General features: G+C 57.1%; 18 protein-coding genes. 11 read left to right on the plus strand and 7 right to left on the minus strand.

Annotated features, from left to right (window positions below; translation table 11 throughout):
* Positions 1-83 precede the first annotated feature (83 nt).
* The 3 genes from J3U88_RS09935 to J3U88_RS09945 form a co-directional block, all read right to left on the minus strand.
* Positions 84-662 (minus strand): TetR/AcrR family transcriptional regulator, encoded by a 579-nt coding sequence (locus J3U88_RS09935; RefSeq protein WP_207858497.1) that lies wholly within the window; start codon positions 660-662, stop codon positions 84-86.
* A 116-nt stretch (positions 663-778) separates the two neighbouring features.
* A complete protein-coding gene (locus J3U88_RS09940) occupies positions 779-1,384 on the minus strand; it encodes a hypothetical protein (protein WP_207858500.1) in 606 nt (201 codons plus the stop codon).
* Positions 1,385-1,649: 265 nt separating this feature from the next.
* Positions 1,650-2,699: an isoaspartyl peptidase/L-asparaginase family protein gene (locus tag J3U88_RS09945; protein ID WP_207858503.1), complete on the minus strand. Its 1,050-nt coding sequence runs from the start codon at positions 2,697-2,699 to the stop codon at positions 1,650-1,652.
* Positions 2,700-3,240: 541 nt separating this feature from the next.
* Between J3U88_RS09945 and J3U88_RS09950 the strand changes: the two genes are divergently transcribed.
* The 11 genes from J3U88_RS09950 (at position 3,241) to J3U88_RS10000 (ending at position 19,302) form a co-directional block, all read left to right on the plus strand.
* The gene (locus tag J3U88_RS09950) at positions 3,241-3,480 is read left to right on the plus strand and encodes a GlsB/YeaQ/YmgE family stress response membrane protein (protein WP_207858506.1); all 240 of its coding nucleotides are present in this window, start codon (positions 3,241-3,243) and stop codon (positions 3,478-3,480) included.
* A gap of 416 nt (positions 3,481-3,896) precedes the next feature.
* On the plus strand, positions 3,897-6,794 hold the full coding sequence (locus J3U88_RS09955) for an MFS transporter (protein ID WP_207858509.1): 2,898 nt from the start codon (positions 3,897-3,899) through the stop codon (positions 6,792-6,794).
* A gap of 30 nt (positions 6,795-6,824) precedes the next feature.
* A complete protein-coding gene (locus J3U88_RS09960) occupies positions 6,825-7,229 on the plus strand; it encodes a cyclic nucleotide-binding domain-containing protein (RefSeq protein WP_207858511.1) in 405 nt (134 codons plus the stop codon).
* Positions 7,230-7,876: 647 nt separating this feature from the next.
* Positions 7,877-9,991 (plus strand): metallophosphoesterase, encoded by a 2,115-nt coding sequence (locus tag J3U88_RS09965; protein WP_207858513.1) that lies wholly within the window; start codon positions 7,877-7,879, stop codon positions 9,989-9,991.
* A gap of 699 nt (positions 9,992-10,690) precedes the next feature.
* Positions 10,691-11,872 (plus strand): HlyD family secretion protein, encoded by a 1,182-nt coding sequence (locus J3U88_RS09970; RefSeq protein WP_207858514.1) that lies wholly within the window; start codon positions 10,691-10,693, stop codon positions 11,870-11,872.
* On the plus strand, positions 11,872-14,565 hold the full coding sequence (locus J3U88_RS09975; protein ID WP_207858520.1) for an ATP-binding cassette domain-containing protein: 2,694 nt from the start codon (positions 11,872-11,874) through the stop codon (positions 14,563-14,565). The genes J3U88_RS09970 and J3U88_RS09975 overlap by 1 nt, the downstream gene beginning before the upstream one ends.
* Positions 14,562-16,718, plus strand: coding sequence for an ATP-binding cassette domain-containing protein (locus J3U88_RS09980; protein ID WP_207858522.1), 2,157 nt, complete (start codon positions 14,562-14,564; stop codon positions 16,716-16,718). Before J3U88_RS09975 ends, J3U88_RS09980 begins: the two co-directional genes overlap by 4 nt.
* A 143-nt stretch (positions 16,719-16,861) precedes the next feature.
* Positions 16,862-17,104, plus strand: a complete 243-nt coding sequence (locus J3U88_RS09985; protein WP_207858524.1) for a hypothetical protein — start codon at positions 16,862-16,864, stop codon at positions 17,102-17,104.
* Positions 17,105-17,191: 87 nt separating this feature from the next.
* On the plus strand, positions 17,192-17,791 hold the full coding sequence (locus J3U88_RS09990) for a hypothetical protein (RefSeq protein WP_207858526.1): 600 nt from the start codon (positions 17,192-17,194) through the stop codon (positions 17,789-17,791).
* Positions 17,792-17,807: 16 nt separating this feature from the next.
* Positions 17,808-18,269: a hypothetical protein gene (locus J3U88_RS09995; protein ID WP_207858528.1), complete on the plus strand. Its 462-nt coding sequence runs from the start codon at positions 17,808-17,810 to the stop codon at positions 18,267-18,269.
* Positions 18,270-18,831: 562 nt separating this feature from the next.
* Positions 18,832-19,302 (plus strand): type VI secretion system tube protein Hcp, encoded by a 471-nt coding sequence (locus J3U88_RS10000; RefSeq protein ID WP_207858537.1) that lies wholly within the window; start codon positions 18,832-18,834, stop codon positions 19,300-19,302.
* A gap of 190 nt (positions 19,303-19,492) precedes the next feature.
* Here J3U88_RS10000 and J3U88_RS10005 read toward each other — a convergent pair whose 3' ends face one another.
* The 4 genes from J3U88_RS10005 to J3U88_RS10020 all read right to left on the minus strand — a co-directional run bounded on the left by J3U88_RS10005 (position 19,493) and on the right by J3U88_RS10020 (position 25,851).
* A complete protein-coding gene (locus tag J3U88_RS10005) occupies positions 19,493-20,254 on the minus strand; it encodes a hypothetical protein (protein WP_207858539.1) in 762 nt (253 codons plus the stop codon).
* 170 nt (positions 20,255-20,424) lie between these two features.
* Positions 20,425-22,566, minus strand: a complete 2,142-nt coding sequence (locus J3U88_RS10010; protein ID WP_207858541.1) for a hypothetical protein — start codon at positions 22,564-22,566, stop codon at positions 20,425-20,427.
* Positions 22,567-22,859: 293 nt separating this feature from the next.
* A complete protein-coding gene (locus J3U88_RS10015; RefSeq protein WP_207858543.1) occupies positions 22,860-24,434 on the minus strand; it encodes a DUF3369 domain-containing protein in 1,575 nt (524 codons plus the stop codon).
* Positions 24,412-25,851 (minus strand): hybrid sensor histidine kinase/response regulator, encoded by a 1,440-nt coding sequence (locus J3U88_RS10020; protein WP_207858544.1) that lies wholly within the window; start codon positions 25,849-25,851, stop codon positions 24,412-24,414. The genes J3U88_RS10015 and J3U88_RS10020 overlap by 23 nt, the downstream gene beginning before the upstream one ends.
* Positions 25,852-25,938: the final 87 nt, after the last annotated feature.

Below are 25,938 nucleotides of genomic sequence, written 5' to 3' on the forward strand. Positions count from 1 at the left end.
GGCGGTTTGGTTGTGCGCATGAAAAAAAAGACGCTCAGGTGAGCGTCTTGAGGGATTTTGCGGTTTTTTGTAGACTGATTGGTTTATTTTAGCAGGTGCTCAAAAATCATCTTCTGGAAAAGTTCCAGGGGCTCGGAGGAGCGGGTGACCTTCATTCGAATCATGGCGCCCTGCCAGCTGTTGAGCATGAAGTCGGCCGTGTCGTCTGGGTCGAAATCGCCCTTGATTGCGCCGTCGCGGCGCGCGGCGATCAGGCAATCGGCAAAAGCGGCGCGGCTTGCCTGCCATTTGCGCTCCAGTTTTTTTTCAAAAGCCGCGTTAAGGTCGCCCATTTCTTGGCTCATGTTGCCCATCAGGCAGCCGCCGGAGAAGTCGGCGGCTTCCATGGCGGCTTGAGTCGATTGGAAAAAACGTTTGAGGCGTTCGAGTGGTGGGTGGCTTTCGTCGTTCAGGAAGCTGTTGATGTGTTCGCGGGATTGGGCGGCGTGGTAATCAATCATCTGCAGCCCGAAATCTTGTTTGCTTTTAAAGAAGTGGTAAAAAGAGCCCTTGGGAGCACCCACCGCGTCGAGCACTTCTTGAATGCCCGTGTTGTTAAAACCTTTGCAGGTGATGATCTCAAGGCCCTTTTCGAGGAGTTGGTTTTTTGTATCGCGTTTCATCTGAACCGACCGGTCTAATAAGTTCGTGCTTCTCGATTATACGGGAGATTGTCCCAAAATCGTGCATTAATTGCCGGTCTCTTGGTTAAGTTGCTGGGACGAAATCGTTTTGGCCGTTACCCCCGCGAAGAACCCGCGTGTTCTTCCTCTTCGACGGCAAGGAAGAACTCGTACCAGGTTTGCGGTGCATAGGTCAGTCGTACCCCGAAACCGGTGTACTCGACGCTGCGCAAGGGTGGCGGCACCCACTTGGTCCAAACCACGACCGCCTGCATCTTGATCTTGCCAACATCGGGAACCTCGACCTCTACCTGAAGCGTTTGGCCGACTTTTTCCAAGCGGTTGGACATCACGAACAGACCCATGGCGCCGATGTCACGCGAATAGGCATGACGCGGTTTGGTTCTTTGGCCGGGCAAGCTGTAATACATGGACAAGCGACGGCGGTAGCGCGGTAGGCCGCGCCTTTTGCCGCCGCAGTTTTCCGGTTCCTGTTCCGGTGCCGGTTGAATCACTTCTTCCAGCGCGGGAATCAACTGGTTCTGAAGCAATTCAATGTACTTGTCGAGCACCAACTCAAGCCGTGCATGTTTCTCGAGTTTGGTACCCAGGGTACTTTCGACCAAAGACTTCTTGAGCGTGCGCCCCTTGGAGAGCATATCGCCCGAAGAACTCTTTAGGTCCTCCAGCGCTTTTTTTAACTGCGGGGTTTTGGTAAGCATGAAAGCCTCTATGCGGAACGGGAAAGAGGGGTATTGTTAAAATTATCGGTTAAAGGCGCGGGAAATTCAAAAGAAGTGCCGTTAAATTTCGACTTCATCTCGCTTTTGTTCGCAGGGTGGTCTAAATAAACAACTAAGGACAGAGTGGGGAAATGTCAAAGGATGTGCTTTAGCTCACAAAAACCAAAGCCCGACATCTCGTCGCCGTTGCCGGCCATTCTTTGGCGCCGTGGTTTGAACAACGCGCTTTTTCTTTTAGCTTGGCTTATTTGGATTTAGCGGTAACTTTCTCGCCGTAAATCGCTACCTCCGGTTTTTCGCCGGATCGGTAATAACCGCGGTACATGCCCGCCGTGTTAAACGAATAGGCCGCTCGTCCATTGCGATCTAGGACGATCACGCCGCCCGTTCCGCCGAGTTCGGTCAGTTTCTTGTGGATCACCGCATCGGCCGCTTGTTGGATGGTTTCGCCGCGGTACGCAACCCGCGCGGCGATGTCGCCGGCCACATGGGCGCGGATGAAGTACTCACCTTGGCCGGTCGCGGAGACAGCGCAACTTTTGTTATCGGCGTAGGTACCCGCCCCGATGATGGGGGAGTCGCCGATGCGGCCGAACTTCTTATTGGTGATGCCCCCGGTCGAGGTACCGGCGCACAGGTTTCCGGCGGCGTCCAGGGCGACCACGCCGACCGTGCCGAACTTGACCGGCATGGGACGCCGCCCCTGCTGTTTTTCCTTCGCCAGTTGATCGCGCCATTCCTGAACCCGTCGCTCCGTGCGAAACCATTTTGGATCCACCGGCTTAAAGCCCAAGGATTGTGCGAATTGTTCAGCGCCCGCGCCCGACAAAAATACGTGTGGGGATCGCTCCAGCACCGCGCGCGCCAGCAGAATCGGATTGCGCACCGTGGTTACCCCGGCCACGCAACCGGCTTGCAGGTCGTGCCCGGTCATGATCGAGGCGTCGAGAGAGAAGCCGCCTTTGTGGGTGAGCACGCTGCCTTTGCCCGCGTTAAACAGCGGCGCGTCTTCCATGAGCACAATGACTTGGCTAACAACCTCAATCGCGGGTTTTCCCGATTCGAGCAGGCTCATGCCGTGTTCCAAGGCTTCGCGCAAGGCCGTGGTGTAGGCGGCTTCTTTTTCCGGGGTCATGTTTTTTTTGAGGATGGTGCCCGCGCCACCGTGGATCACGAGGGCGACCGGCGGCGTTGGGTTGGTGGCAAGGGCCGCGCTCAAGCACCACAGGCTGAAAAGGAACGAAAATCGAACGGCGCGGTCGTACCTTCGCCGTAAAGAACGCAGGAGTCGCATGATTCACCTTTGTGTCGTGACCGGTTGTTCCCGGGGCGGATGGAGTTGATTCCCTTCCACCGCGCGGGGTGAGGCCTAGGGCGGGCGAAGCCAAACAGTTAGGTGGTAAAGCAAGGTAGCGTGAGATAGACGGCGGGGAAGAAAAGAACCCCGGCTTCGACTGGATGGTTTGCGCCATGTGTTTTCAGCACTTTATCATGGGACTCGGCCGACCGCCAAGCGCATCCGCGTGGAAATACGGGCTATGTGGGTCGGCAAGCCCGCTTTTATTTGGACAATTGGTGCGGCACGGACATGGTTTGCGTTTGCTTGCGGTTCAGAATAGCGGTACCGTGTTTTTCCATGAAGTGATCACTAGCGGTTTTCGGCGAAACCCTCGGTGGGTATCCCGCCTGTTGCCAGGCCGGCCGCTGCCTTGATGGGATTTCATCCATCCGCATCCCCTCCACGAGGTGCTAATATCGGGACCGGCCGTGTTTCCGAGGTGACCGGCATCTCGGTCGCGGTTTTCCCTTTCCACCTTTATTGCGAGGTTTCGAAAATGGATTTAATTCTTATGCTGCTGATTGGGCTGGCCGCCGGGTTTGCCGCCGGCAAAGTGATGAAAGGCGGCCTTAACGTGTTCGGCAATTTGATCGTCGGGATCGTCGGTTCCTACGTGGGCGGATACGCCTTCCGGGTCCTTGGTTTGGCGCCCACCGGTGGTTTGATCGGTCAGTTGGTGACCGCCTTCGTCGGCGCGGTGATCCTCTTGGCTTTGGTTGGTTTGATGAAAAAATAAGCCTTCGCGGCGCGGGATCGCGGTTCCGCGCGCTTCGGCCATTGTAGAACCCGGGTGATTGGCGCTAACATACGGCAAGCCCGCATTTCTCACAAGGATTCGTCGCGAGAAGCTGAAAGCCTTGTAAGTACGAAGATTATGACCGAGAGACGCCACAGGGGTCCGACCATTCGGCGTAGCAGCGCTACGCCGAAGGCGGCTCGATCGAGTAACGCGGAAGGCCGCTCCCTCGTAATTGCATGGCTTTCGGCTTCGTAGCAGAATTCCTTGTGAGAAATGCGGGCTAGCCCCCTGAATGACCCGCGGACAGGACGGCCGCCAGGCCGCTTTCGGAAACGCGTGTTTCGGTCGTGTCCGTTTTTTGGACGCGGTCGTGCTCCCGGTTTCCGTCGGGCCACCTTTGCTTTGAGTCATGCATGTCGAAAACGCCTCACCCCGATCAGCGCCAATCTTCCGACGAGATCCCCTTCTGGAACACCATTCTCCACTACCTGGGCATTGATATCCGCGCGGGTGAGGGGTGGATCGCCACGCTTGTGCTGCTGTATTCCGGTTTGCTGTTCGCCTGTTTCTACACCGGCAAGGTGGTGCGCCAGTCGACCTTTGTCGATTCGCTGGGTGCCGTGCAACTGCCGCTGGCCTATTTTGCCGTTGCGCTAACGTCCTACCCGATCCTGCGGGTTTACGGCCGGTTGGTCGACCGCTTTCCTCGTCGCCATCTATCGGCGGGCAGCAATCTATTCCTTGCCGTGGGTTCGCTTGCTTTTTGGTGGTGGTTCCGCGAAACCACCGAACTGGTTTCCTTCGCGTTTTACCTCTGGGTAGGGATTGCCTTCGGAATTTCTGTGAGCCAGTTTTGGTCTTTCGCCAACCATCTCTTCGATCCCCAGCGCGCCAAACGTTTGTTCGCTTTGATTGCCGCCGGCGGCGCCCTGGGCGGCATGTTTGGCAGCCAATTGGCCCGCTTGATCGCGCTGCACGGCGAAACCCGCCACGTGCTGATCGCGGCCGCGGTGATGATGGCCTGCTTGTCTTTGCTGATCTACGCCATTGACGCCCGCGCGGACCAACGGGATGAAAAGTCGCTTCCACCGAAACCCTCCAAGGGAGACCAGGCCCGGGGCGGCCTGCAATTGGTTTTTGGGGACAAGTACCTTAAGTTGGTGGCACTGACGACCTTTCTTTCGCTGGTGCTGGCTCAGTTTGTCGATTTGCAGTTCAACTGGGTTGTCGAAAACGCGACCAATGACCTCAGTGAACGGACCTCGCTGTTCGGTAACCTCTTTTCCTTAATCAGTATCTCGGCTTTTGTGTTTCAAATCTTCCTCACCTCGCGCATCCACCGCAACTTGGGTGTGGGGTTCGGCATGCGCGTGTTGCCCTTCACCATCGTGGCGGGGACGAGCTTGGTTTTGTTGAGCTTCGGCATGTTACCCGAGGTTCTTCTGGCCACCGTATTTTGCCTGAAGGTGGGTGAGGGTGGCTTCCGCCATTCGATTGAACAGGTGACGCGCGAGCTGTTGTTCCTACCGGTACGGCCGGAAATTCGTTCCAAGGCCAAGGCGTACATCGATGTCTTTGTGACCCGCTTTGGTCGCGGCGCCGCCGCGTTGGTGCTGCTTTCTGTAAGTTTCGGCTTGCTTCACCCGATGCACGTCGGCTGGGTGACCTTGGTGCTGGGGACGGTGTGGTTAACCGTCACCCTGTTTACCCACAAGCACTACATTCGCAGTTATCGGGACTCACTGCAAACCGCCGCTTTGACTGAGCCGATCAACTTTAATGTCAATGACATGGTCTCGCTGGAATTGTTGTTCCAAGGCCTGGGAAGTACCGATCCAAAACGGGTGCTCAACAGCATTGATCTGTTGGAAAGCAATGAAAAGAGCCATTTGATTCCCGCCCTGTTGTTGCACCACGAGAGCGCGCAAGTGCGCATCCGGGTGTTGGGTGTTTTGTCCGCCGAACGGCGCGAGGAGGCGCTGCCGCTGATTCGCCGCTGCTTAAGTGACAGCGATCCCGAGGTGCGTGCCACCGTGGTTCGTACCTTGGCAGGTATGCAGGGCGAAGATGTGTGTGCGCTGATGCAACCCGAAATGACCAATCCCGATTTTAGGGTGCGCGCCGCCGCCATTGCCTGTTTGGCCTGTTACGGCGATGAGAAGATGGTGCAGCAGGCCGGTCAGAGTTTGGTGGAAATGAGCCGTGACGCCGATCCGCGGGTACGCGCCGAGGCTGCCAAGTCCCTGCAAGAAATCCCCGATCCTCATTTCCAAATTCAACTGGTGCAGTTCCTCTACGACCAAGACCACATGGTGGTGCGTCAAGCGATTCGGGCCGTGCAAGAACGGGCCGAAACCGGTTTTCCCAACCCCATGTACGTGCCTACCCTGATCTCGCTGATGCGCGAACGGCGGCTAAAACATGTGTGCCGCCAAGCCCTGGTTGCCTCGGGTGAAGCCGTGATTCCGGCGCTGGTTCACTTTATGAACGACACGGAGGAACACGTATGGGTGCGTCGTGCCATCCCCAAAACCATTGCCCAAGTTGGGGGGTTGGCCTCGGCCACCGCCCTCATCGAAAACTTAACCACGCGCGACTCCTTTCTGCGACACAAGGTGATTGAGGCATTGGGAACCTTGTGTGGCAAAAAGGTCAACATGACCTTTGCCGCGCGCAAAATTCGCGAGGCGATTCATGGCGAGGCCTCGCGCTACATGCGCAGGCTCGGTGATCTGCATGTGTTGCGTTTCGAGCGCTTTGGCCGTTTGGAAGGCCCGCTCGTGAAGTGGAACTACCGCGGCGAGCGTCAGCCGACGCTGTTACACCAACTTCTGGCCGAGCGACTGGTATCCCAGCTTTCCAACTTGCTGGGTTTGATTAGCTTGCTTTATCCAAAGCAGGATCTTCGGGCCGCCGAACGCAACCTCGTCAGCATTAAACCCAAACGGCGCAGCAATGCCGTTGAGTATTTGGACAGCGCCATCAGTGGTGATGTTCATCGCTTCATGATGGCCGTGATCGGCGACACCCGTCTTAGCGACAAATTGAAAACCGGGGCCAAGTTGTTCCAAATTGAATCGGAACCGCTCGAGGTGGTGCTGACACGCCTGATCCTCGAGCATCATCCCGGCGATCCCGTCCAGAACGCGATTGCCGCCGCCGCCGTGTACCGGGTTTACGCGGAGGAGCACCAAAGCTTGTATCCGCTGGTCGAACGCATGGCCGCGGAGGCGACCAACCATTTTGTGCTTGAAACCGCCGAGTGGGTGTGGAAACAAATACGTGCCGGGCGCAAATCGCCGACCCCTTAAACTTAGGTAACATTCCGCCGGGAGCCGCTTATGACCGACATGGCCCAAATCGAAAAAATCCTTTTCCTCCGCGAAGTAAACCTGTTTCGTTACTGCACCGCGGGGGAGGTGCTCGGTATATCCAACCTGGCGGAAGAAACCCATTTTGAGGCGGGTAAAACCATTTACACGCCGGGTGACAGCGCCGAGTATTTGTTTTGCGTTGTTTCCGGGGAGGTGGTGATTGAAGACCAAGGTTCTTCTCAAACGCTCGGCCCTCATGACGCCTTCGGCCACCAGGACATCCTCAGTGGGCGGTTGCGGAGCTGCACGGCGCGGGTGGCCCGCGACGTGCACCTGATCATCGTGGACGCCGAGGACTTTTTTGATTTGATGTCCAACAATATCGACATTGTTAAAGCCCTGTTTCGGCAGGTGTTATCCGCGGTCGGTTAGTGATTGCTTCGTGGACCCCGGTGTTCTTTGGGTTTGCGGCCTTCTAAACCCACGTGGCGCTGAAGCGAGGGGGAATTTTCTAAAGATCTGGCGTAAAATGATTTGGAACAAGCGGAGCTGTACCTGGCGGGTGCGTTGAGTCTTTTTGCAGGCCGTTGCAACCTAGGGGTTTAGCGAAAACCACGGCGCGTTATCGTCTTGCATGAGTTAAATTTTGGTGAGATTTTACCCGCGATGGTTTGGTAGACTGACGCTCTGTGTGTTTTCAACCGATTCGGTAATTACCGCATGGGATTAGCCCGCATTTCTCACGAGAATTCGTCGCGAGAAGCTGAAAGCCTTGTGATTACGAAGCTTACGACCAAGCGCAAACGGAGCGGGGCCGACCTTTCGGCGTAGCAGCGCTACGTCGAGTCTTGCTCGATTGAGTAAAAGGGAGGGCCGCCCCCTCGTAATCGCATGGCTTTCGGCTTCGCGGCAGAATTCCTTGTGAGAAATGCGGGCTAGGCGTCGATCTACCCCGGTTTGTTTGATCCCTCGTGGCGGGATAATTAGGTTTTCCGCCCGCATTTTCGATGAAAAATCATACCCAATGCGCTTTTTTGGGTTTAGCTAACCATTCCCTCACGCGCCGGAGGTGCGTTCCCTTGAACAGAATTTTGCTGCTTGTGTTGTTGTGTTTCTTCCCCCTTGTCGCTGGTATTGCCCCCGATGTCGTGGTGCCCAAACCCGGCCAACGAATAGTCGCCGTCGGCGATATCCACGGTGATTACAACGCCTTGGTTTCGATTTTGAAAAAGGCCGGTCTGGTTGATGAACAACGCAATTGGACCGGTGGTGACACTATTTTTGTGCAAACCGGGGATATGACCGACCGTGGTCCCGATGTGCGCAAGGTGTTCGATTTGTTGATGGCCTTAGAAGAACAGGCGCCCGCCCAAGGCGGTCAGGTTCATGTGTTGCTGGGCAACCACGAAACCATGAACCTGTCACTGTTTATGCGGGATGTGGGGCGCGAGAGTTACGCGGCCTTTGCCGGCGAGAATGCCGAGAAGTTACGCAAAAAAGCCTACAATGCTTTTAAGCGGTTGCGCCGTAAGTCCGATACCGTCATGGGCTTACAAGCTCCCCATTTTTCCAAAGCCTTTGAGAAAGAATGGTATGAACGACGTCCGCTTGGTTACCTAGAATACATCGACGCGATTAGCCCCGACGGGGTTTACGGCAAGTGGTTGCGCGGTAAAAACGCGGTGCTGCGCGTGGGGCATACCGTGTTTGTCCACGGGGGGATTGACCCCGATGCCTACGGCGAGGATTGGACCGAGGCCGAGGTTAACAAAAACTTGCGGGCGGATATTGCCGCCTTCGATGCGTTTCGCGCCGCCATGATCGAGGCTGGGAGCATTACCCCTTACGACGATATTTCCGAAATGCTGGGGTCCGCCCAGCGCCATCTGGAAAACCCCAAACGCGATCCACGCGGCAACCGCATGCGGTTAAGTGCCAAGGAACGGGCTTACAACGAGACCCTGCTCGCTTTTATCAAGTTTCAGACCGAGATGACCCAACTCAACAGCAAAAAGGCACTGTGGTTCCGCGGCTTCGCCGATTGGCACGAAACCAACGATCTGGCCAAGGTGGAGACTTTGGTTAAACGCGACGAGGTGCGCCATTTCGTTGCCGGTCACACCCCGCAAGGTCAGGGGATTGCGATGCGGTTCGGGGGGCGTATCATTTTGGTGGATACGGGCATGTTGCATTCCCATTACGGCGGTCAGCCCGCCGCGTTGGAAATCATCGACACCACCTTTCGGGCCATTTATTTAGATCGGACCGAGGTTTTGTTGCGCGACGCCGCGCCCGCGGGCGAACCCCGATTGGTCGGCGAGGGGCCGATTGAGTCGATTATTCCGCCCGTCCCCGCGATCTGGACCGGGGTGGGTGTGCTGACCAACGGCAAAGTCGCCATGGAAAAAACACCGGATCACGAGCGTACCTACATCACCAAAGACGGGAACCCGCAGCCGTTTCGCGGCGACAACCAGGTGTTGCAGTTGTTGCGTGAGGCCGAGATCGGGCGATTTAAAGAACTGGGTAGTGGCAAAACCCTGCCGCGGCGCGCCGAGATGCGCCACAACGGGGTTCACTTCCGCGCCATTTTCCGCACCGTGGACAGTGGTGGGGAATTCAAACGCGGTGTTGCCAACCGCGTGAACGACCATTACGGGTACGAGGTTGCCGCCTACCATCTCAGCCGTTTGATGGGTTTGTACCGCGTGCCGCCCGTCGTGCTGCGCGACCACGGCGGCCGCCAGGGTTCTTTTCAGTTTTGGATTGAGAACGGCATGACCGAAACCGTTCGGCTTGAAAAAGGCGTCGCCATTCCCGACGAGGACCGCTTTTACCTGCAAGACCAGAGCATGCGTGTGTTTGACGCCTTGATCCAAAATCTTGATCGCAATCAGGGAAACTTTCTCTTCGATCACAATTGGAACCTTTGGTACATCGACCACACGCGCGCTTTTGACCGCAACCCGACCCTGCGCGACGCCAAGAACATTCACCGCTGTGATCGTACGTTTTTCAAAAATTTGCAGGAAGTGGGTGACGACCAAATTGCCGAGTTGTTGGCCCCCTTCTTGAAAAAGTCCGAAATCAGGAGCTTGCTCAAGCGCCGCGCCAAGTTGGTTCGTCACTTGGAAAAGAAAATTGCGAAAAAAGGTGAAGCGGCTGTTTTATACGACCTGAAATGGGTTGATTAGCCCGTGGTTCTCACCAGGATTCGTCGCGAGAAGCTGAAAGCCTTGTGAGTACGAAGATGACGACCAAGCTACGGTAGAGGGGTAGCAGCTGAGGCGAAGGCGGCTCGACCGAGTAGGGCGGAAGGCAAACCCACGTAATCGCATGGGTTGCCCCCTAGCAGAATTCCTTGTGAGAAATGCGGGTTAGGCCCACGCCGAGCGCGTCGCTTGCCGGAATCTCCGCGAAGCACTTTTAAACCGGGGCTTTACACAGGGATTTACGATGTTTTGGCACTGGTCTTTTCTGTTGTCCCTGGTTTTTTTGGGTCTCGTGGATGCTCTTTAATTCCCTTGCCGGTGCATTTAGGGGGAAACTAAGGGTTCGTTTAATTCTCGCCGAAAGCTAAAGAACTGGCGGAAAACAGCTTGATAAAATTCACGATCCCGCTGTAGGGTGATGTTTTGCGTGGGTTATGCCAAAGCGGGTTTTTATCGATAAGTTTTTAAATACCTTCAACCTAAGAGGCTCGAACCATGTGGTAGATTTTTTTTAAGCCGTTGTTATTCAGGTGCTTCTTGAAAATCAGAGCTAAGTAGCGTGCCTTGTAGGTTCTCGTGTTCAGGGTGTGCTCGTTTTTTGAATTGGGTGAATGGGGCCGGCCGTTGTGCTTGGTTCGCTTGCGCCTGTTTCCTTTTGAGATTCTAGATCGTGGGGACTCGATGTCTGTTCTCTTTACACAGACGATGCGCGCCATGCGCGCCGACCATCCAAAGTACTTAATTGCAGGCAAACTTTTGATTTTGTTGGTGATGGCGATTTGGGGCTATTGGTTTTTCAAGTCGTCGATTGTGTTGTACGAAACGTCCGCCGCCTGTCGGCTCGAACTGCGGCCCGCGCCCATGCGCATTGAATCCGAAATCCAAGGGTCCGTGGCGAGTCATACCCTCGAACTGGGACGGGAGGTACAGCGGGGCGAGGTGTTGCTTACCCTGGATGGGCGCCGCCTGTCACTGGCACAACAAACCACCGCCGCTGAATCGGCACTGCTGGAGACCAAGTTGACCGGATTACGCCGTCGTTTGGAAGCCGAGGCCGAGGCCTTGCTGCTGCTCCGTAAATCAGCGCGTTTGAAGCGGGTGGAAAATGAGGCCCAGGTTCGCGAGGTGGAAAGCAGTTCCCGCCAAGCCGTGTTGGAGCAGCAGGCGGCGAGGGCGTTGGCCGAAAAGGGTTTGCTGCCCTCCGTTGAATCCGCGCGCTTGGACAGTGAGGAGAAGGGGCTGCGCGCGCGGCTTGAGGCCGAGCAAGTGCGCGTGGAGCGCGAGAGCGTTGGTCAGAATCGCGAGACCGCGCTGCTCCAGGCGCGTATTTACGCCTTGGAAGGGGAGATCGCCGAGACCGAGGCGCGCGTGGGCGTGTTGCAGGGCCGCCTGGCTGAATTTGATTTCCAATTGGCGCGCTTGCAACTTACCGCGCCCAGCGACGGGGTGTTGGGTGCCGTGGGGCGTTTTCCGGCGGGTTCTTTTTTGGAAGAGGGTGAAACCGTGGCGACCCTGTTGCCGCGCGGTCATCTGACCGCGGTCGCCGATTTTCAGCCGCACCAGGCCTTGGGCCGCATAGGCTTGGGCCAGTCCGCGCGCATCAAACTCGACGGTTTTCCCTGGACCCAGTTCGGCTACCTGCCCGCGCGCGTCGAACGCATTGCCGGAGAAGTGCATGGCCAGGGCATTCGCGTGGAGATGGCGCTGGAAGACGCCGCTTCCTACGGGGCACCCCTCCAACACGGCCAGCCCGGGCTCGTTGAAATCGAGGTTGAGCGGGTTTCGCCCGCCCAGCTTTTGTGGCGGATGTTGGGCAAGGTTGCACTCGGCGAGCAAGAGGTCGCCGTGGACGGGAGTCGTTGATGGGTATCCCCAATCGGCGCGCTTGGCTGGTTCCCGAATACATCCAAAACTCCGCCATGGACAGCGGGCCCGCCGCCTTGATGGCTTTGTTTGCCGGTCTCAAAATCGATGTACGGCTCGATCAGTTGCGCCGACTCAGTCAAACCGAGGTCGACGGGACCGATCTTTCCGAGTTGGCGCGTTTGGCCGCCCGCTACGGCGTGGTCCTTCAAGAAGAATACCTGCCGCTTGAATTCCTGTTTCTCGATCACGACGATACCGGGCCCTTGATTCTAAAAGCCCGCGGTGGCGGTGAAACCAACCACTTCTGTGTGTACTGGGGTGGGTTGGGCCGTCGTTTGCAAATTATGGACACCTTTCGCGGTCGTTATTGGCCCGAGGTGGGTGCCTTTCGCGAGCATCTGCGCGAGGAAGAACGCCTGATCGACGCCGAGGCTTGGCGTGTCTGGGCCGGCGACGTCGACTTTTTGCTGGCCCTGGAACGCTGTCATGAATCGCTGGGCATTGCCCAGTCCGTGCGGGAACAGTTGCGCAAACGCGTGTTGGGTGGTTCGGATTGGTTCTGTCTGGCGGCCTTGGAAGCGGCCACCCGTTTGATGTTGAACTTCTGTAGTTGTGGTGCCTTAAAGCGGGGAGAACCCGCCGCGCGGGCGCTCGTGCAATTGTTTCAACGCTGCCTCGACCGGCCGCGCCAGGCCCTTGATTTGATTCCCCGCGAATATTGGAGTGTCGTTAGCGCGCCCCCCGACGCCACCGGGCGACCGCGGCTGCGCCAGCGCGGTATTTTGCTGCTTCGCCTCGTGGATGTTCGCCCCGTCCCGGAAGAACGCCGCAAAACCCAAACCAAAAGTGGCCCGGGCAATGCCGGGATGCCGCCCCCCTTCCGTTACCTGATGCACTTGATGCTGGCAGACGGTTGGTTCCTGCCCGTCTTGTACCTGGTCTCGCTGGCCGTGCTCGCCATGGGCACCATCATTGAGGCACTGCTGTTTCGCGGATTACTGGACATGGGCTTGCACCTCACCGCCGGCCAGCGGTTTGTCGGGATTTCGATCATTCTGTTTTTCCTGATTGTGCAGCTCGTTCTCCAGTTTCTCATCACCCAGGTGCGTTTGCGGATTGGTGGCAAGATTGAGAGCCGTCTGCGTATGGCCTTTTTGTCAAAACTCCCCCGTCTCGGCAATAACTACCTGAGTACGCTCTCGCTTGGCGACATTTCCGAGCGGTGCCACAGCGTGACCGATATTCGCCAGATCTCCTCCGTGTTGAGCCGCATTGTGAACAATGGGTTCGGCCTGTTGCTCACCACCGCCGGCCTGATTTGGCTGGATCCCAAGGTCGCCGTGCCCGCCGTCGTCGGTACCAGTTTGTTTTTGATTTTGCCACCTGCTTTGGCGCCCTACCTCTCCGTGCCCGACATGCGCAACCGCACCCACGGCGGTAGCCTGACCACCTATTACTTGGATGCGTTGCAGGGTTTGATTGCCTGTCGCAGTCTCGGGGCCGAGGGGGCCGTCGCCCGTGAACACGACCGCTTGCTGGGGGAATGGACCCGTTCCGGCCGCGCGCTGCAATGGCGCGCCGTGTGGTTTGAGGGGGCGACCACCTTGTCCGGCTACGCCCTTGCCGCCACCTTGGTTGTTCTCCACCTGCAGACCGACGCCGCCCAAGCCGGTTCCGTGCTGTTGTTTGCCTATTGGGCCCTGCGCGTGCCCGTCGTTGGTGAAACCCTGATCGCCGGTATTCGCGGTTATCCCGGCATTCGCAACCGAACATTACGGCTGATGGAGGCCGTGTTCGCCGACGAAGAAAACTTCGTCGAACCCACCGAGGCCACCTACGATCCGCGCATGCAAATGGAGACCGTACCGGGTGTTGCCGTGAGTTTCCGCGACGTCTCCGTGAAGGCCAGCGGACAAACCATCCTCAAAGACGTCCATGTTGAGTTGGCGCGCGGGGAGCAAGTGGCTTTGGTTGGGCCGTCCGGTGCCGGGAAATCAACCCTGGCCAATTTGCTGTTGGGTACGGTCCAGCCCCAGGCCGGCCGGGTTTTGGTGGAAGGTAATATGCTCGACGGCGAGGAGTTGGAGCAGCTGCGCCAAACCACCGCTTGGGTCAGTCCCGAGGTTCATCTTTGGAACAAAACCTTGTTGGAAAACCTGCAATACGGTTCCGATGAGTCCGTCCGTCTTTCCCTCGCCGAGGTTTTTGAAAAATCTCAGCTTTACGATGTTCTGGAAGGATTGCCACAAGGCTTGCAGACCGAGTTGGGCGAGGAAGGGACCTTCATTTCCGGCGGCGAGGGGGCCCGGGTGCGCCTGGGTCGCGGCATGATGCGTCCCTTGGCCCGACTCGTCATTTTGGACGAGCCGTTTCGCGGTCTTGACCGCCATTCGCGGCAACGGTTGCTGACCGCGGTGCGCCGTTGGTGGCCCCAGGCTACTTTGCTTTTTATTACCCACGACGTGCGCGAGGCCATGTCTTTTAAACGCGTGCTGGTGATGCGTGACGGGACTTTGGCCGAGGACGGCGATCCACGCGTGCTCGTTAAACAGAAAGGCAGCCGTCTCAACCAACTGATCCAGGCCGAGGAATGGCTGGAAAAAGAAATATGGCAATCCCCGAGTTGGCGTCGCGAATTCCTGGAAAAAGGAACCTTGGTCGATAAAAACGCCGCGGGGGACACCCCATGAGCGCCAACAAAATCATCGACAACTACCGCGAATGGACCTGGCCGTTGGACAAACTCGGCGATTGCCTTGAGATGATGGCGCGCGAATCCGGCCTGGCCCCCAAACTGGTGCAGGCCCCCCACATGCCGCTCAGCGTCCTGGAGGCGGGCCGCGAGAGTCGTGATCGCTGGGTTGAGGGGGCCGCGCGTTGGCTCCGTGTCGAGACCGAGGCTGTCACCGTTACCTTCCACCATTTGCAACACTTCCTCCAAACCGGCGGACCCGCAATTCTCGAACTTCAAATCAACGGCCGCTTGCGTTACCTCGCTGTATCCCGCGGCACCCGACGCACCGTTTTTGTGTTGGGCCCCAACGGACAAACCTTGCGCTTACCCGTTCTCCAGATGGTGCGTTGGTTTGAAGACCTCCATTGTCGTGAAAACGAGGATCTTGGCGAAACCGTGTTTGAGGTCGTTGGGATACCCGATCACAAACGCGCCGAGGCTCGTGCGCGCATGGCTCGCGCCAAATTGGCCCAACAAAGCCTACCGCGCGTCTGGATGCTGCGGCTTCCCGCTCAGGCGCCGCTGTGGAAACACCTGCGCCACGCGCGTCTGTGGCATCATTGCAGCGCCTTGCTGCTTTTTTACACCATTAGCCATTTGCTTTATGTGGGTTCCTGGTGGGTTCTCATTGAAGCCGTGCTCAACGGCCGTCTCGATTCCGCCACCGTTCTGGCTTGGGTTTTTATGTTGTTTTCCATCATCCCCTTTACCATGCTGGCGAGTTGGGCGCAGGGCATGGTTTCGCTCGGTTTGGGCGGCGTGTTCAAGGAACGGCTGTTGCGCGGTATCCAACGCTTGGAACCCGAGGAAATCCGCGGCCGCGGTTGGGGCCAACTTTTGGGATTGGTGCTTGAATCGCGTACCTTCGAGTCGCTTTCTCTAAATGCCGGTTTCGCCGCGCTGTTTTCGCTGGTTGAACTTGGGATTGCCATGACCCTGTTGTTTCGTGCCGATGCCTGGTGGCTCGGCTGGTTGTTGGTTTTGTGGTTGATCCCCATCAGTTTTTTCTTCCAAAACTTTGCCAATCGTTGGCAGCGCTGGACCGACATGCGCCTGCAAATGACCAACGACCTGGTCGAAGCCATTAACGGTCACCAAACCCGCTTGGCCCAAGAAAACCGCAACCGCTGGCACGTTGACGAGGACTGGACCCTGTCCCGTTATTTCCAACTCTCGCTCAATATGGAACTCCACGGCTACCTACTGATGAATTTCAGCAGCCGCGGCTGGCTTGTACTGGGGATTGGTGGTTTGGTTCCGCTTTACGCCTGGTACGACCCCACCGCCGAGGCCGTTGTTTTTAGCCTGGGCGGCATCTTGCTTGCATTCCGCGCCCTGTTCAAGCAACGCAATGGGTTTCTCAGCCTGGTTAGCGCCCTCAACGCCTGGCAGAACACGTTGCCGTTGATGAAAGCCGCCGGTCGCAGCCCCGTTGTTTCGCACCCCTCGCGCGAACTTTCGCCGGTGGACCTGAGCGCGAGCATCCGCCGTCGCAACGTGTTGCTGGAGGCCCATGACGTCGTGTTCCGTTACTCGCGCACCGGCCAAACCATGCTGCGCATCCCCAATTTCCGCATTCGTGAGGGCGACCGCGTGCTGATCGAAGGACCCTCGGGCAGTGGGAAAAGCACCTTTGCCGCGCTCATGATGGGCCTGCGTTTCCCGGAATCGGGCCTGTTGTTGATTCACGGTCTCGACTACCACACCTTGGGTGACCTGGGTTGGCGGGCCAGGGTTGCGGGCGCCCCGCAATTCCATGTCAACCACCTATTCAGCGGCTCCCTGGCCTACAACCTGTTGATGGGCCGCCATTGGCCGCCACTCGCCGAGGATTTAGCCGAGGCCGAGGAAATTTGCGAAGAGCTGGGCTTGCGTCCGCTGCTGAGCCGCATGCCCGCGGGTTTGATGCAGCTTGTCGGCGGCAACGGTGGCTGGCGCCTTTCCCACGGCGAAGCCAGCCGCGTGTTCATCGCCCGCGCGCTGCTGCAAAACGCGGAGATCCTCATTCTAGACGAGAGTTTCGCGGCCCTCGACCCAGAAACCTTGAGCCAAGCCATGGCCTGCGTCTTCCGCCGCGCCCGCACCCTGATCGTCATCGCTCACCCGTAGCTAAGTTTTTTGAAATGCGTGGCTTGGTGGTTTTTTTAGTTCAGGGAAACTTACTTGGCCCTGTCTCGAATTGACCTTGTTATACGTATGTGGGTATAATTCTTTTACCCCTTTTACAGAATCAGCAGGAGTGAGAGGTAGAAATGAGCCTACAGGAACTCGATCAGGCAAGCCGCTCAAAACTGATTGCGCCCGACGGCCAACGCCTTAAATCGATTGAAGACTTTCAGAGTGATGTTGAGGCCTATTTTAATTACCTGTCGTCATTTGATATCCATGGAATTATGAAAAAGAGCTCAAAAGAAATGAGTCCTGCTGAATATTTTATTAAGACACATTATGTTGTTTATTCAGAGGTTCGGGAGTTGAATCGGGTTTGCCGGTGAATTTTGTTTCTTTTAAGCAGGAAAGGTTTTTCTGGTCTTGTTTGAGTATTCCGGTTTTTTTTAGGTTATTATCGCAGGAGCGCGCACTTGGTTGTCTCGATCTCCGATTATTGGCAATCCATCGACTTTGAGATGAAAATCGAGCTCTATCGAAGTTACTTGTTTGTCGGACACTGCTACTTCTTAAAGCGCTACCTTGCGCAAGGTGCCATATTCACGGAACGTCGCCTCTCCATTGGTGCGATCCATGTAAACACTTGTTCTGAGAGTCTAAAGGCTTTGGAACGCGCTGCCCGGAACTATGACATCGAATTCGATGATGATGTCCTGGAATTAAAGGGACGCGCTTTTGCCGCCTTTTTTGACGCATCTCTTTTAACTATTCTAATGCATGAAGCTTTAACGATGTCGGATGTTCGAAAACTCTTTAAAAGTTCAAGGATTTATTATACTGAAGAACATCGCACGGAACCTATGGCGGTTTGGTTTCCTGCCACATTGCGTTCTTCTAAAGATTTTGATGAACGACGAGATGGGCTCACTCTGCACAACCTTGTTACTTATGCCAAACAACTACCTAAAGACGATTCTTCTTTGATGCGGGAACGAATTTTGACAGCGCTAAAGAACGTTCAACCTTTTTCTTATCCTCGACTCTTTATAGCAATGTTAGACACGTTAAGTTGATTGAAAGCGAGGCATTGTGACCTTAATCGATGGTTATGTATGGCAATTTCTCAATGCGGAACAACGTTGCGATCTCAACATTTCGATCAACCCCAGCCAGGAGCCGGTGCTTCATGATTTGCTTGCTGCCGAAACGTTTGCCCATGTTGTTTACCTTCGCTTCAGGAAGCTCCCCAAAAACAGCCCGCGCCATCATGATGATGTCGTGGCGCTTGAGGAGCGGTCTCATCTAATCGATCTAGAAAGCCTGCAGATAACCATTGATCCCGACCTCACCGGTTTGATTCGGGGCGTCGTTAAGAAGCATGAATCTCATCTTCAAATGCATCCGCTTTGGATTAATGGTTTCGTTGGCGGTATCAATGAGTGCCAAGAGAATGCATACATCTTCGAAACAAAGATTCCGCTTCTTACGGAGCAGGGCGAGGGGCATATTTTTTATTGGACCTGGTACCGAAAGGAAGTCATTTTCTTGTGAAGGCCCGGCCCGCCCTTTTCCTAAGGAGATCTGCTACCTGGCAACCCTCGCGATGACCAGGGGACGGCCTTTCGCATCACTCGGTCGAACCGCCTTCGTCTCAACTGCTCCGCCGAAAGTATGACCCCTGTGATGTCTTTCGGGTTTCATCTTCTTACGCGCAAGGCTTTCAGTTTCTCGCGACGAATTCTTGTGAGAAATGCGGGCTGGGTCTGTTTTGTGGGTCGGGGCGGAGCGGGCTCGCCTGCCTTTTTCTGTATGTGTCGGCGTCGGCGCGCCGAGACGAACGCGCCCAAAAACAACCCGCCACTACCCGGTGTTCGCCGTGGTAGGGGGCAGGGTGCCCTGTCTTGATTGGGAAACGATGTTGTTCGCATTCTGAATACCTCGCGGCGCTCCCCGGTTCCCGAATGGCGAACAGGCTGTTTGGGGAAGCAAACAAATCACCGTGTCCACGCGGGATTTTGGCCGGAAATTCCCCCAAATTGGGTGTTTTCAAAGTTGGCACGGTGCCTGCATTAATGCCTCAACGTCGAAACGAACTTTTTGAGGAGAATCCCCCATGACTGTTTATTCTTTTATCAACTGCGGCGCCATCCCCGGCAAAGAAGCAGAAACCGGCCACGAAGCCCACATCCGCGTTCACGAATTGCACCTCAGCTCCAACTTGCCTGTTTCCGAGTTGGACAACAAAGTTAAATCCAAGCGTTCACGTCAGCCTTTGACCTACGTTTCTGAAATGGGCAAGCACACGCCCGTTACGTTCCAACACCTGTTCAACAACGTTGAAATCCCCGAGTTGGAGTGCTTGTTCTACCGCCCCGACATCACCAACGGCGACATGGTCAACTACTTCACCATCAAGTTTAAGCGTTTGAAAGTCGTTTACTCCGGCGTCACCAAGCGCAATGTGTACCTGCCCGACAGCGACAGCTTCCCCGATGAGCACACCACCAAAATGGTTTACGGCAACGTTGTTTACAGCTACAACGAAGACGGCATCGAAGCTGAAGACGAAGTCAACGATCACTAGATCGCTGCCCGCGAGTGTTTCCTGTGAACCTTGCAGCGTCGGCTTAATTTGAAACCCCTTATCGGTTTCCCGACGTACCACGCATCCTATAAAAAGGCCCCGGCTAAAACCGGGGCCTTTTCACGTTTAAGTGGGCGCAAACCCTGGTGAAGAAGGTTGTACCAACGGGAGCCGGCCGACTTTGGCTGGTTTAATCGTTGGGGATGCCGAGGCTCTGTTCTACGGCCCGCGTTGCTTCCAAATGGCGTTGGGTTTGGGTGGCGAGCTCCTGGAGGTGTTGTTGGAAAGTGGAACTGATTTCGGTCCATAGGGTGAGCACCTGCAAATAGGTGTCGAAGGGGGTGATGCGATCGGCCGCCAAGGGTTGGGCGATGTTTGCGGCGGCCTCGGCGAGGCCTTCCAATTGGGCGATAACGACTGCTTCTTGGTCCCAGACCGCGCGCTGTTCTTCGAGGGTATCGGCCACGGCGGTTAAACGTTGCAACAAGGCGTCGGCAATGGTCGGTGCTTCATGGGTGGCGAGCAAGTCGGTGATGGTTTCCAGGGAGAGTGCATAGGCGATGAGCCATTGGCGGCTGTCGACCAAAAAGGTGAGATTGGCGTGCATGCGTGGATGGGTGGCCAGGTTCATATCGGCCAACCGGCGCGCGAGGATCAATGGGTCGGGGTTGTTTTCGGCGGGCGGGTCCTCCGCGGCCGAGGATTCACCTGCTTGGATTTGGGCTTGAACTGTTTCGCTTTGCGCGGCCACGGATTTGGCCAATTGGAGGGAAAGGTTGCGCAGCACTTTGAGGTCGGCAACCAGGGAAAGGGCCGAGGTCGTCAGGGTTTCGCTCAAGGTCGTTGCCGCTTCGAAAGCGGGTAGGTCCGCGATGATGGGATTGCGGTTTAATGCATGGGCGTTTGCGCGGGCCTTTTCCAAGCGAAGTCGCATCGATTTCAGGAGTTTCATGAAGGGGTTGTTCCTTTGTGGGTAACCGAATCGTCGGGTGCTTCCCATTTTACGTTTGAAACCCTCGGGACGAAAAGCGGCGTTCCGGGGTTGGTGCATGAAAAAAAAAGGCGGGCCGGCCGGGAGGCCGATCCGCCAAGGAAGGATCGAAGGAATAGGCGAATTGTGGGCTAGCCGAGTTCGCGGGCTAGGCGGCGGAACTGCTTGCGCAGGAAGGGATGGGTGCCGGGGAGTCTGCGCGAGAGGGCGTCGAGTTTGGGTTGCATGTCGGTGAAGACCTCGGGGCGGGCCAGGTCACGGCGGTGCTGGTTGAAAGTGTGGACCAAGTCGCCCAAGGCGGTGCGTTTTGAACCATCCTTGCGGTCTTTTTTGTAGGGGTTGCCTCGCGCTGCAATGGCGGCTTTCCAGTCGACGCGCATCCGCTCCAGCATCAAGTCCTGGGCGCGGTTAACGGCGGCGTGGTGGTGGCGACCGCGACGCGGTTGTTCCGCCAATTGGATCATGTACAGCAGCAAGTCGCGGCGCTGCAGGTCGGTTGCACTTTGTGGGATTTGGTAGTCGCGGTGTTCGCGGCTGTGGCGACCGGCGGTGAGTTCGATTGGGAACCGTACCGTGCCCGCAATTAAATCGAGTGGGGCCAGATCGTTGCGTTCGAATTGGACCCATTCTTCTTGTTGCGGATGCAGGTTGGGGATTTGTTCCCGGCGACCGTCGATGGTCAGTTGAATGCGGCGCTGGTTGCGGTTGCTGACGTTGCGCACGGGGATCGACAGTCGGATGCTACCGCGCAGGTCGGAACGCTGGTCGATGTGAATCTCGCCCAGTTGGACGGGGTACTCAATGCGGCGTTCGAACGCTTGGCGGGCGGCACCGAGGTCCAGGGTGAACTGGGCCAGGGTAGGGGAGGGGACGTTGTCGCGGATCGTGCCGCGTTTCAGCACAATGCGCATGGTGGAGCGGGCGTCCAGGCGGACCGATTGCTGGACGGTGCGGTGCATGGCTTGGCTGACCAAATCGAGCCCGAAGGAGCCGCCGCGCCCGCCGTAGTTGATCAGCTCGGCTTCGACCTCGAAGGTTTCACCCGGCGCCAACACGCCGTCGTCGTTGCCGTCACGCAGGGACAAGGTGCCGATTTCGGGTTTGGCATTGTGGTACCAATCATCGAAGTGCTGGTCGTAGTGGCGGCGGAAGGCACGGTCATAGGTGCGGCGGAAACTTTGGTTGGCGGCTTCCAGCAAGGCTGCTTGGCTGTTTTCGTAATAGCCGAGTTGGTAATGGTAGGTGGCGTACAGGTTGGCGGCGTGGTCCCAGCCGGTGTGCCAGCCGTCGCGGTAGGCGCGGCTGTCACGGTGGAAGGCGTTGGTGTAGTAGGGCGGGAAGCTGAGCATGAAGATGTTTTTGAAGGTCAAGCGTGCGCTTGAGGGCAACTGTTCCCAGATGTGACGGCCGCGACGTGAGTCACACCAGAATTCGAAGGCACGGGTTGCTTGGGGCGTGCGGGGTCGGGGCAAGTTGCGGTAGGAGCGGGTGGCGATCAGTTCGGCGGGCGTGCCGGGTGTCCAGCCGTTCAGCGCCGGGTGGTTGTGTTCGAACGGATATTGGCGGCTGTAATCATTGATGAAGTGTTCCAGGGAGGTGGCTTGTCCGAAATCGATCAGCTCGGCGTAGTTAGGGACGGGCGCACGCGGGACCAAGGGGTTGCGTAAGGGGGTGCGGTTCAGGTTTATGAACTGTTCGCGAACCCGGTGGGCGGCGTCCTCCGAGGCGAAACCTTGGGCGTCCTCGCGGCCGATCAAGCGGCCCTCGCGACGGGCCTCTTGGTTTTGCTCTCCGTCGTAGCGGCCTTCGCGTAAGTCGTGTTGGAACAAGCGGTTTTGATCGCGGGCGATGCGTTTGAAGGCGCGGTAGTAACCCAGGTGAAAGCTGGCGCGGTAGGCCGCGCGGCCGGCCAGGCGTTTGGCCGCCCAGCGGGATTCGCGGCGGGCTTCTTCTTCCCAGCCGTCGGGAATGCGGCGCGGGTGGCCGGGGACGGTAACACCGTCGCGGTCACGGGTGACGCGGGTGCCGCGTTTGCCCCGGGATTCGGCTTGGTCGCCCCGGGATTCGGCGCGGTCGCCGTCGGGAACCTGCACGCGGGGCAAGTATTGGTTGGGCATGGGCTCGGGTTCCGGGGCCCGGGTGGCGCGGTGGGCTTCCACTTTTTGCGGAGGGGCCAAGGTCACTTTTTTGCGCTGGGTCGCGGGTCGGTCTTCGGCGGAAACGCCCTGAAGCGCCGTCAACAGAACACACAAGAACAAGGTAAAGAATTTCATAATGCCACCTCTCGGGACGTGGGGTTCAACGCGTCGCCTTGCCTTGAGCAAAGCCCGTGCCGCTTCTGAATGGGACGTCCAAATATTTGTGGTGGCGGGGGTTAAGCTCCGTAGAGGACCTGTTCCGGTTTGAATTGGGGGTGTCCTGAAAAGGGGTCAATGCCTGCGGGGGTTGGTGGGTTTGTGTGGCGATGGGTTTGGTGTTGCGGGTTTCGGTGTGCGCCCCCGTTGTGGTGCGATGGATCAGAGTAGATCCAGGCATTCCGTTGTGCATGTGTCGGCGTCGGTGGGGTTTAGACCTCGCCGCGTTCCCAGCTTTCGGAGAATTTTTGGCGAATGGCGAGGAACTTGTCGAGGTGCTCTTCCAAGAGGTTGACCAGGCGGGGATCGAAATGGCGGCCTTTTTCCTCGCGGAAATAAGCCATCACCTTGTCGATGGGCCAGGCGTCTTTGTAGACGCGGCACACGCTCAGCGCGTCGAACACGTCGGCCACCGCCGTGATGCGCCCGAAGATATGGATTTCTTGTGCTTTTAAACCCATGGGGTAACCGGCGCCGTCCCAGCGTTCGTGATGTTGGCCGGCCACAATCGAGGCGGCCTGCATGAGGGGGCGTTTGGAGTGGCGCAACATTTCATTGCCGATACCCGCGTGGGTTTTCATGATTTCCCATTCTTCGCGGCTGAGCTTGCCGGGTTTGTTGAGGATGTTGTCGGGGATGCCCAGCTTGCCCACGTCGTGCATGGGCGAGGCGAGGCGGAGCGATTCAGCCTCGTGGTCGGTAAGGCCGTAGAGCTTGGCCATCAATTCGGAGTACAAGGCGACCCGACGGACATGGTTGCCGGTTTCGCGGGAACGGGCCTCGGCGATTTCACCCAGGGTGTAGATCACCTCGCTTTGGGTTTCCTCGATTTCCATTTGTAGCATGATGTTGTCGTGGGCCACGGACACGTTGGTGAAAAAAAGCGACACCAAGTTGCGGTCCCATTCGTTGAGTTCTTCCCAACCGTTTACATAAATAATGTACTCCTGGTCGGCGCGGCCTGGCAGGTAACTGACGTAGTGGCTGCCTTGCACAATGTTGCGTTTTTCGACCAAGGCTTGGGCGAGGAGGACGGCGACGGAATCGGGGACGGTTTCTTTGACGAGGCGGTCGATCATCACCTCGTAATCGCCGGTCGCGGCCACAATCCGCAGTTCGCTGGCCTCGTGGGTGGCGGTAAAGCCTTGGCAGAACAGGGAGTTTTTATCCATGCTGAGTAAGGTGGTAAGCTGTTCCAAAACGCCGCGGGTAAAGTTGTTGAGCGATTGCAGTTTGAAAATGGTCGGCGAGGCGTCGATGACGCGCCGCAAGCCGCGTTTGTTGTGTTCGATGATCATGATATCGCGGTAGGAACGCAGCGAGGTGACCACGGTGGTGAACAGCTTGGTTGCGGTCAGTTCGGTTTTGGCCTTGTAATCGTTGATGTCGTATTCGAGGATGACGCGGTCCTCGGGCGCCTGGCCGGGTTGGCCGGTACGCAGCACGATGCGCACGAAATGGTTGTTCATTTCGTTGCGGATGAAGTCGGCAAGCTTGAGGCCGGCGTCGTCGCTTTCCATCACGACGTCGAGCAGGATCAGCGCAATATCCGGCTCGCGGGCCAGAATTTGCTTGGCCTCATGGGCGGAATAGGCGTCGATGAAACACAAGGCGCGACCCATGAATTCGAACTGGGCCAGGACCATTTTGGTGACCGAATGGACTTCTTCCTCATCATCGACGATCAAAACCCGCCATGGATCGCGATGGGGATTCACAACCTCGTTTTCTTCCTCATCCGCAAACAGCAGTTCGTCATCATCGTCAAATAGGTTGGTTTCGACCATGAGGACCTCCAGGTTGCGGTGAAAAAGGGAGTCGCAAGGTAAATCGGGTGAAAGCGTCGGGAACGCTTTCGCATTGGATCGTGCCGCCAAGGGTTTGAGTGACAATATTATAAACGATATGCAGACCTAAACCAGAGCCGCCTTCACCTCTTTTGGTGGTGAAAAAGGGATCGAAGATTTTTTTGAGATGGTCTTGGGGGATGCCGCGACCGTTATCCTCGAAAACCAGGATGATACCGTCACCGTCGGGGGTTACATCAATGCGAATACGGCCTGACGCTTGTGCGCCGATGCCGTGCAACACCGCGTTCATGGTGAGGTTGCTGATGATTTGGCCGAAGGCGCCGGGGTAACTGTCGAGGGACAGCGCCGGATCGCAGGTGACGGCCACTTCGATATGGGTTTTCTTTAGGTTGGGGCGCAGGCTGAGGATCACCTCCTCGAGGTATTCCCTGACTTGGAAGGTACGCCGGGTTTCGCTGGACTGATCGACGGCGACCTGTTTAAAGCTCTGAATGAGTTCCGAGGCACGGTTGAGGTTGCTCATGATCATGTGGGTTGCTTCCCGAGCGGTTTGCAGGAAGCTGTGCAGGTCGGAGCGTTTCATGGTTTTGTTTTGGTAGGCTTCCAGGAGGTCGTTGGTTTTTTGGGTGAGGTGCGAGGTGGCGGTCACACCGATGCCGACGGGTGTGTTGATTTCGTGGGCGATGCCGGCGACCAGGCCGCCGAGCGCGGCCATTTTCTCGCTGGCGACCATGTGCTCCTGGGCTTCGCGCAGATGGCCGAGCGCGTCTTGTAAAGCCTCGTTTTTTTGCTGGATTTCATGGGTGCGCGCTTCGATGCGGGATTCCAGATCTTCGTTGAGGGCGCGCAATTTGCCCTCGGCCAATTCCCGTTGTTGCACCTCGATCTCGAGGCGCTCGATGGTGGCCTGGGTTTGCCGTTGCAGCTCCCATTTTTTGGTAAGCGAAAGGGCCAGTTGTTGGATGCTGACCATATCAAAAGGTTTGCGCACAAATTGCAGCTTGTCGCTGACCCCGATTTGGGTCAGCATTTCGCTCCACGAATAGTCGGAGTGGGCGGTGCAGATCACCATTTCCACCTCGGGATGGCGCTGCCAAATTTCGCCCGCGGCTTTGATGCCGTCCATGCCGGGCGGCATGCGTACGTCCATAAATACAAGCGCGTAAGGATCGTTTTCCGCGGCGGCTATGTCGACCATTTTTATGGCTTGTTCGCCCTGAAAGGCGTCGTCGAGGCGGTAGGAGGCGTGTACCTTGGGCGCGGGGCCGAGCGCGTCCTCGCCGAATAATTCCAGTTCGACGCTGCGTAATTTGTCCTTGGCGCCGCCTTGCAGGACCTTGCGGAAATCGGCGTGAATGCTTTCGTTGTCATCGACGATTAAGATGCGGTTCATAGCCGGATGCCTCCTGCATGGGGTGGCCGGGCGACAGGGTGGGCCGCGGGCGTGGTCAGGGTGCCGGTCACGCACGTCGGGTAGCGC

This window comes from Acanthopleuribacter pedis (assembly GCF_017377855.1).
GTDB lineage: Bacteria > Acidobacteriota > Holophagae > Acanthopleuribacterales > Acanthopleuribacteraceae > Acanthopleuribacter > Acanthopleuribacter pedis.

What these genes read in the sequence shown, in the direction of transcription:
- J3U88_RS09935 (WP_207858497.1), bottom strand. Translation starts at nt 662, where the DNA reads ATGAAACGCGATACAAAAAACCAACTCCTCGAAAAGGGCCTTGAGATC.
- J3U88_RS09940 (WP_207858500.1), bottom strand. Translation starts at nt 1,384, where the DNA reads ATGCTTACCAAAACCCCGCAGTTAAAAAAAGCGCTGGAGGACCTAAAG.
- J3U88_RS09945 (WP_207858503.1), bottom strand. Translation starts at nt 2,699, where the DNA reads ATGCGACTCCTGCGTTCTTTACGGCGAAGGTACGACCGCGCCGTTCGA.
- J3U88_RS09950 (WP_207858506.1), top strand. Translation starts at nt 3,241, where the DNA reads ATGGATTTAATTCTTATGCTGCTGATTGGGCTGGCCGCCGGGTTTGCC.
- J3U88_RS09955 (WP_207858509.1), top strand. Translation starts at nt 3,897, where the DNA reads ATGTCGAAAACGCCTCACCCCGATCAGCGCCAATCTTCCGACGAGATC.
- J3U88_RS09960 (WP_207858511.1), top strand. Translation starts at nt 6,825, where the DNA reads ATGACCGACATGGCCCAAATCGAAAAAATCCTTTTCCTCCGCGAAGTA.
- J3U88_RS09970 (WP_207858514.1), top strand. Translation starts at nt 10,691, where the DNA reads ATGTCTGTTCTCTTTACACAGACGATGCGCGCCATGCGCGCCGACCAT.
- J3U88_RS09975 (WP_207858520.1), top strand. Translation starts at nt 11,872, where the DNA reads ATGGGTATCCCCAATCGGCGCGCTTGGCTGGTTCCCGAATACATCCAA.
- J3U88_RS09980 (WP_207858522.1), top strand. Translation starts at nt 14,562, where the DNA reads ATGAGCGCCAACAAAATCATCGACAACTACCGCGAATGGACCTGGCCG.
- J3U88_RS09985 (WP_207858524.1), top strand. Translation starts at nt 16,862, where the DNA reads ATGAGCCTACAGGAACTCGATCAGGCAAGCCGCTCAAAACTGATTGCG.
- J3U88_RS10000 (WP_207858537.1), top strand. Translation starts at nt 18,832, where the DNA reads ATGACTGTTTATTCTTTTATCAACTGCGGCGCCATCCCCGGCAAAGAA.
- J3U88_RS10005 (WP_207858539.1), bottom strand. Translation starts at nt 20,254, where the DNA reads ATGAAACTCCTGAAATCGATGCGACTTCGCTTGGAAAAGGCCCGCGCA.
- J3U88_RS10010 (WP_207858541.1), bottom strand. Translation starts at nt 22,566, where the DNA reads ATGAAATTCTTTACCTTGTTCTTGTGTGTTCTGTTGACGGCGCTTCAG.
- J3U88_RS10015 (WP_207858543.1), bottom strand. Translation starts at nt 24,434, where the DNA reads ATGGTCGAAACCAACCTATTTGACGATGATGACGAACTGCTGTTTGCG.
- J3U88_RS10020 (WP_207858544.1), bottom strand. Translation starts at nt 25,851, where the DNA reads ATGAACCGCATCTTAATCGTCGATGACAACGAAAGCATTCACGCCGAT.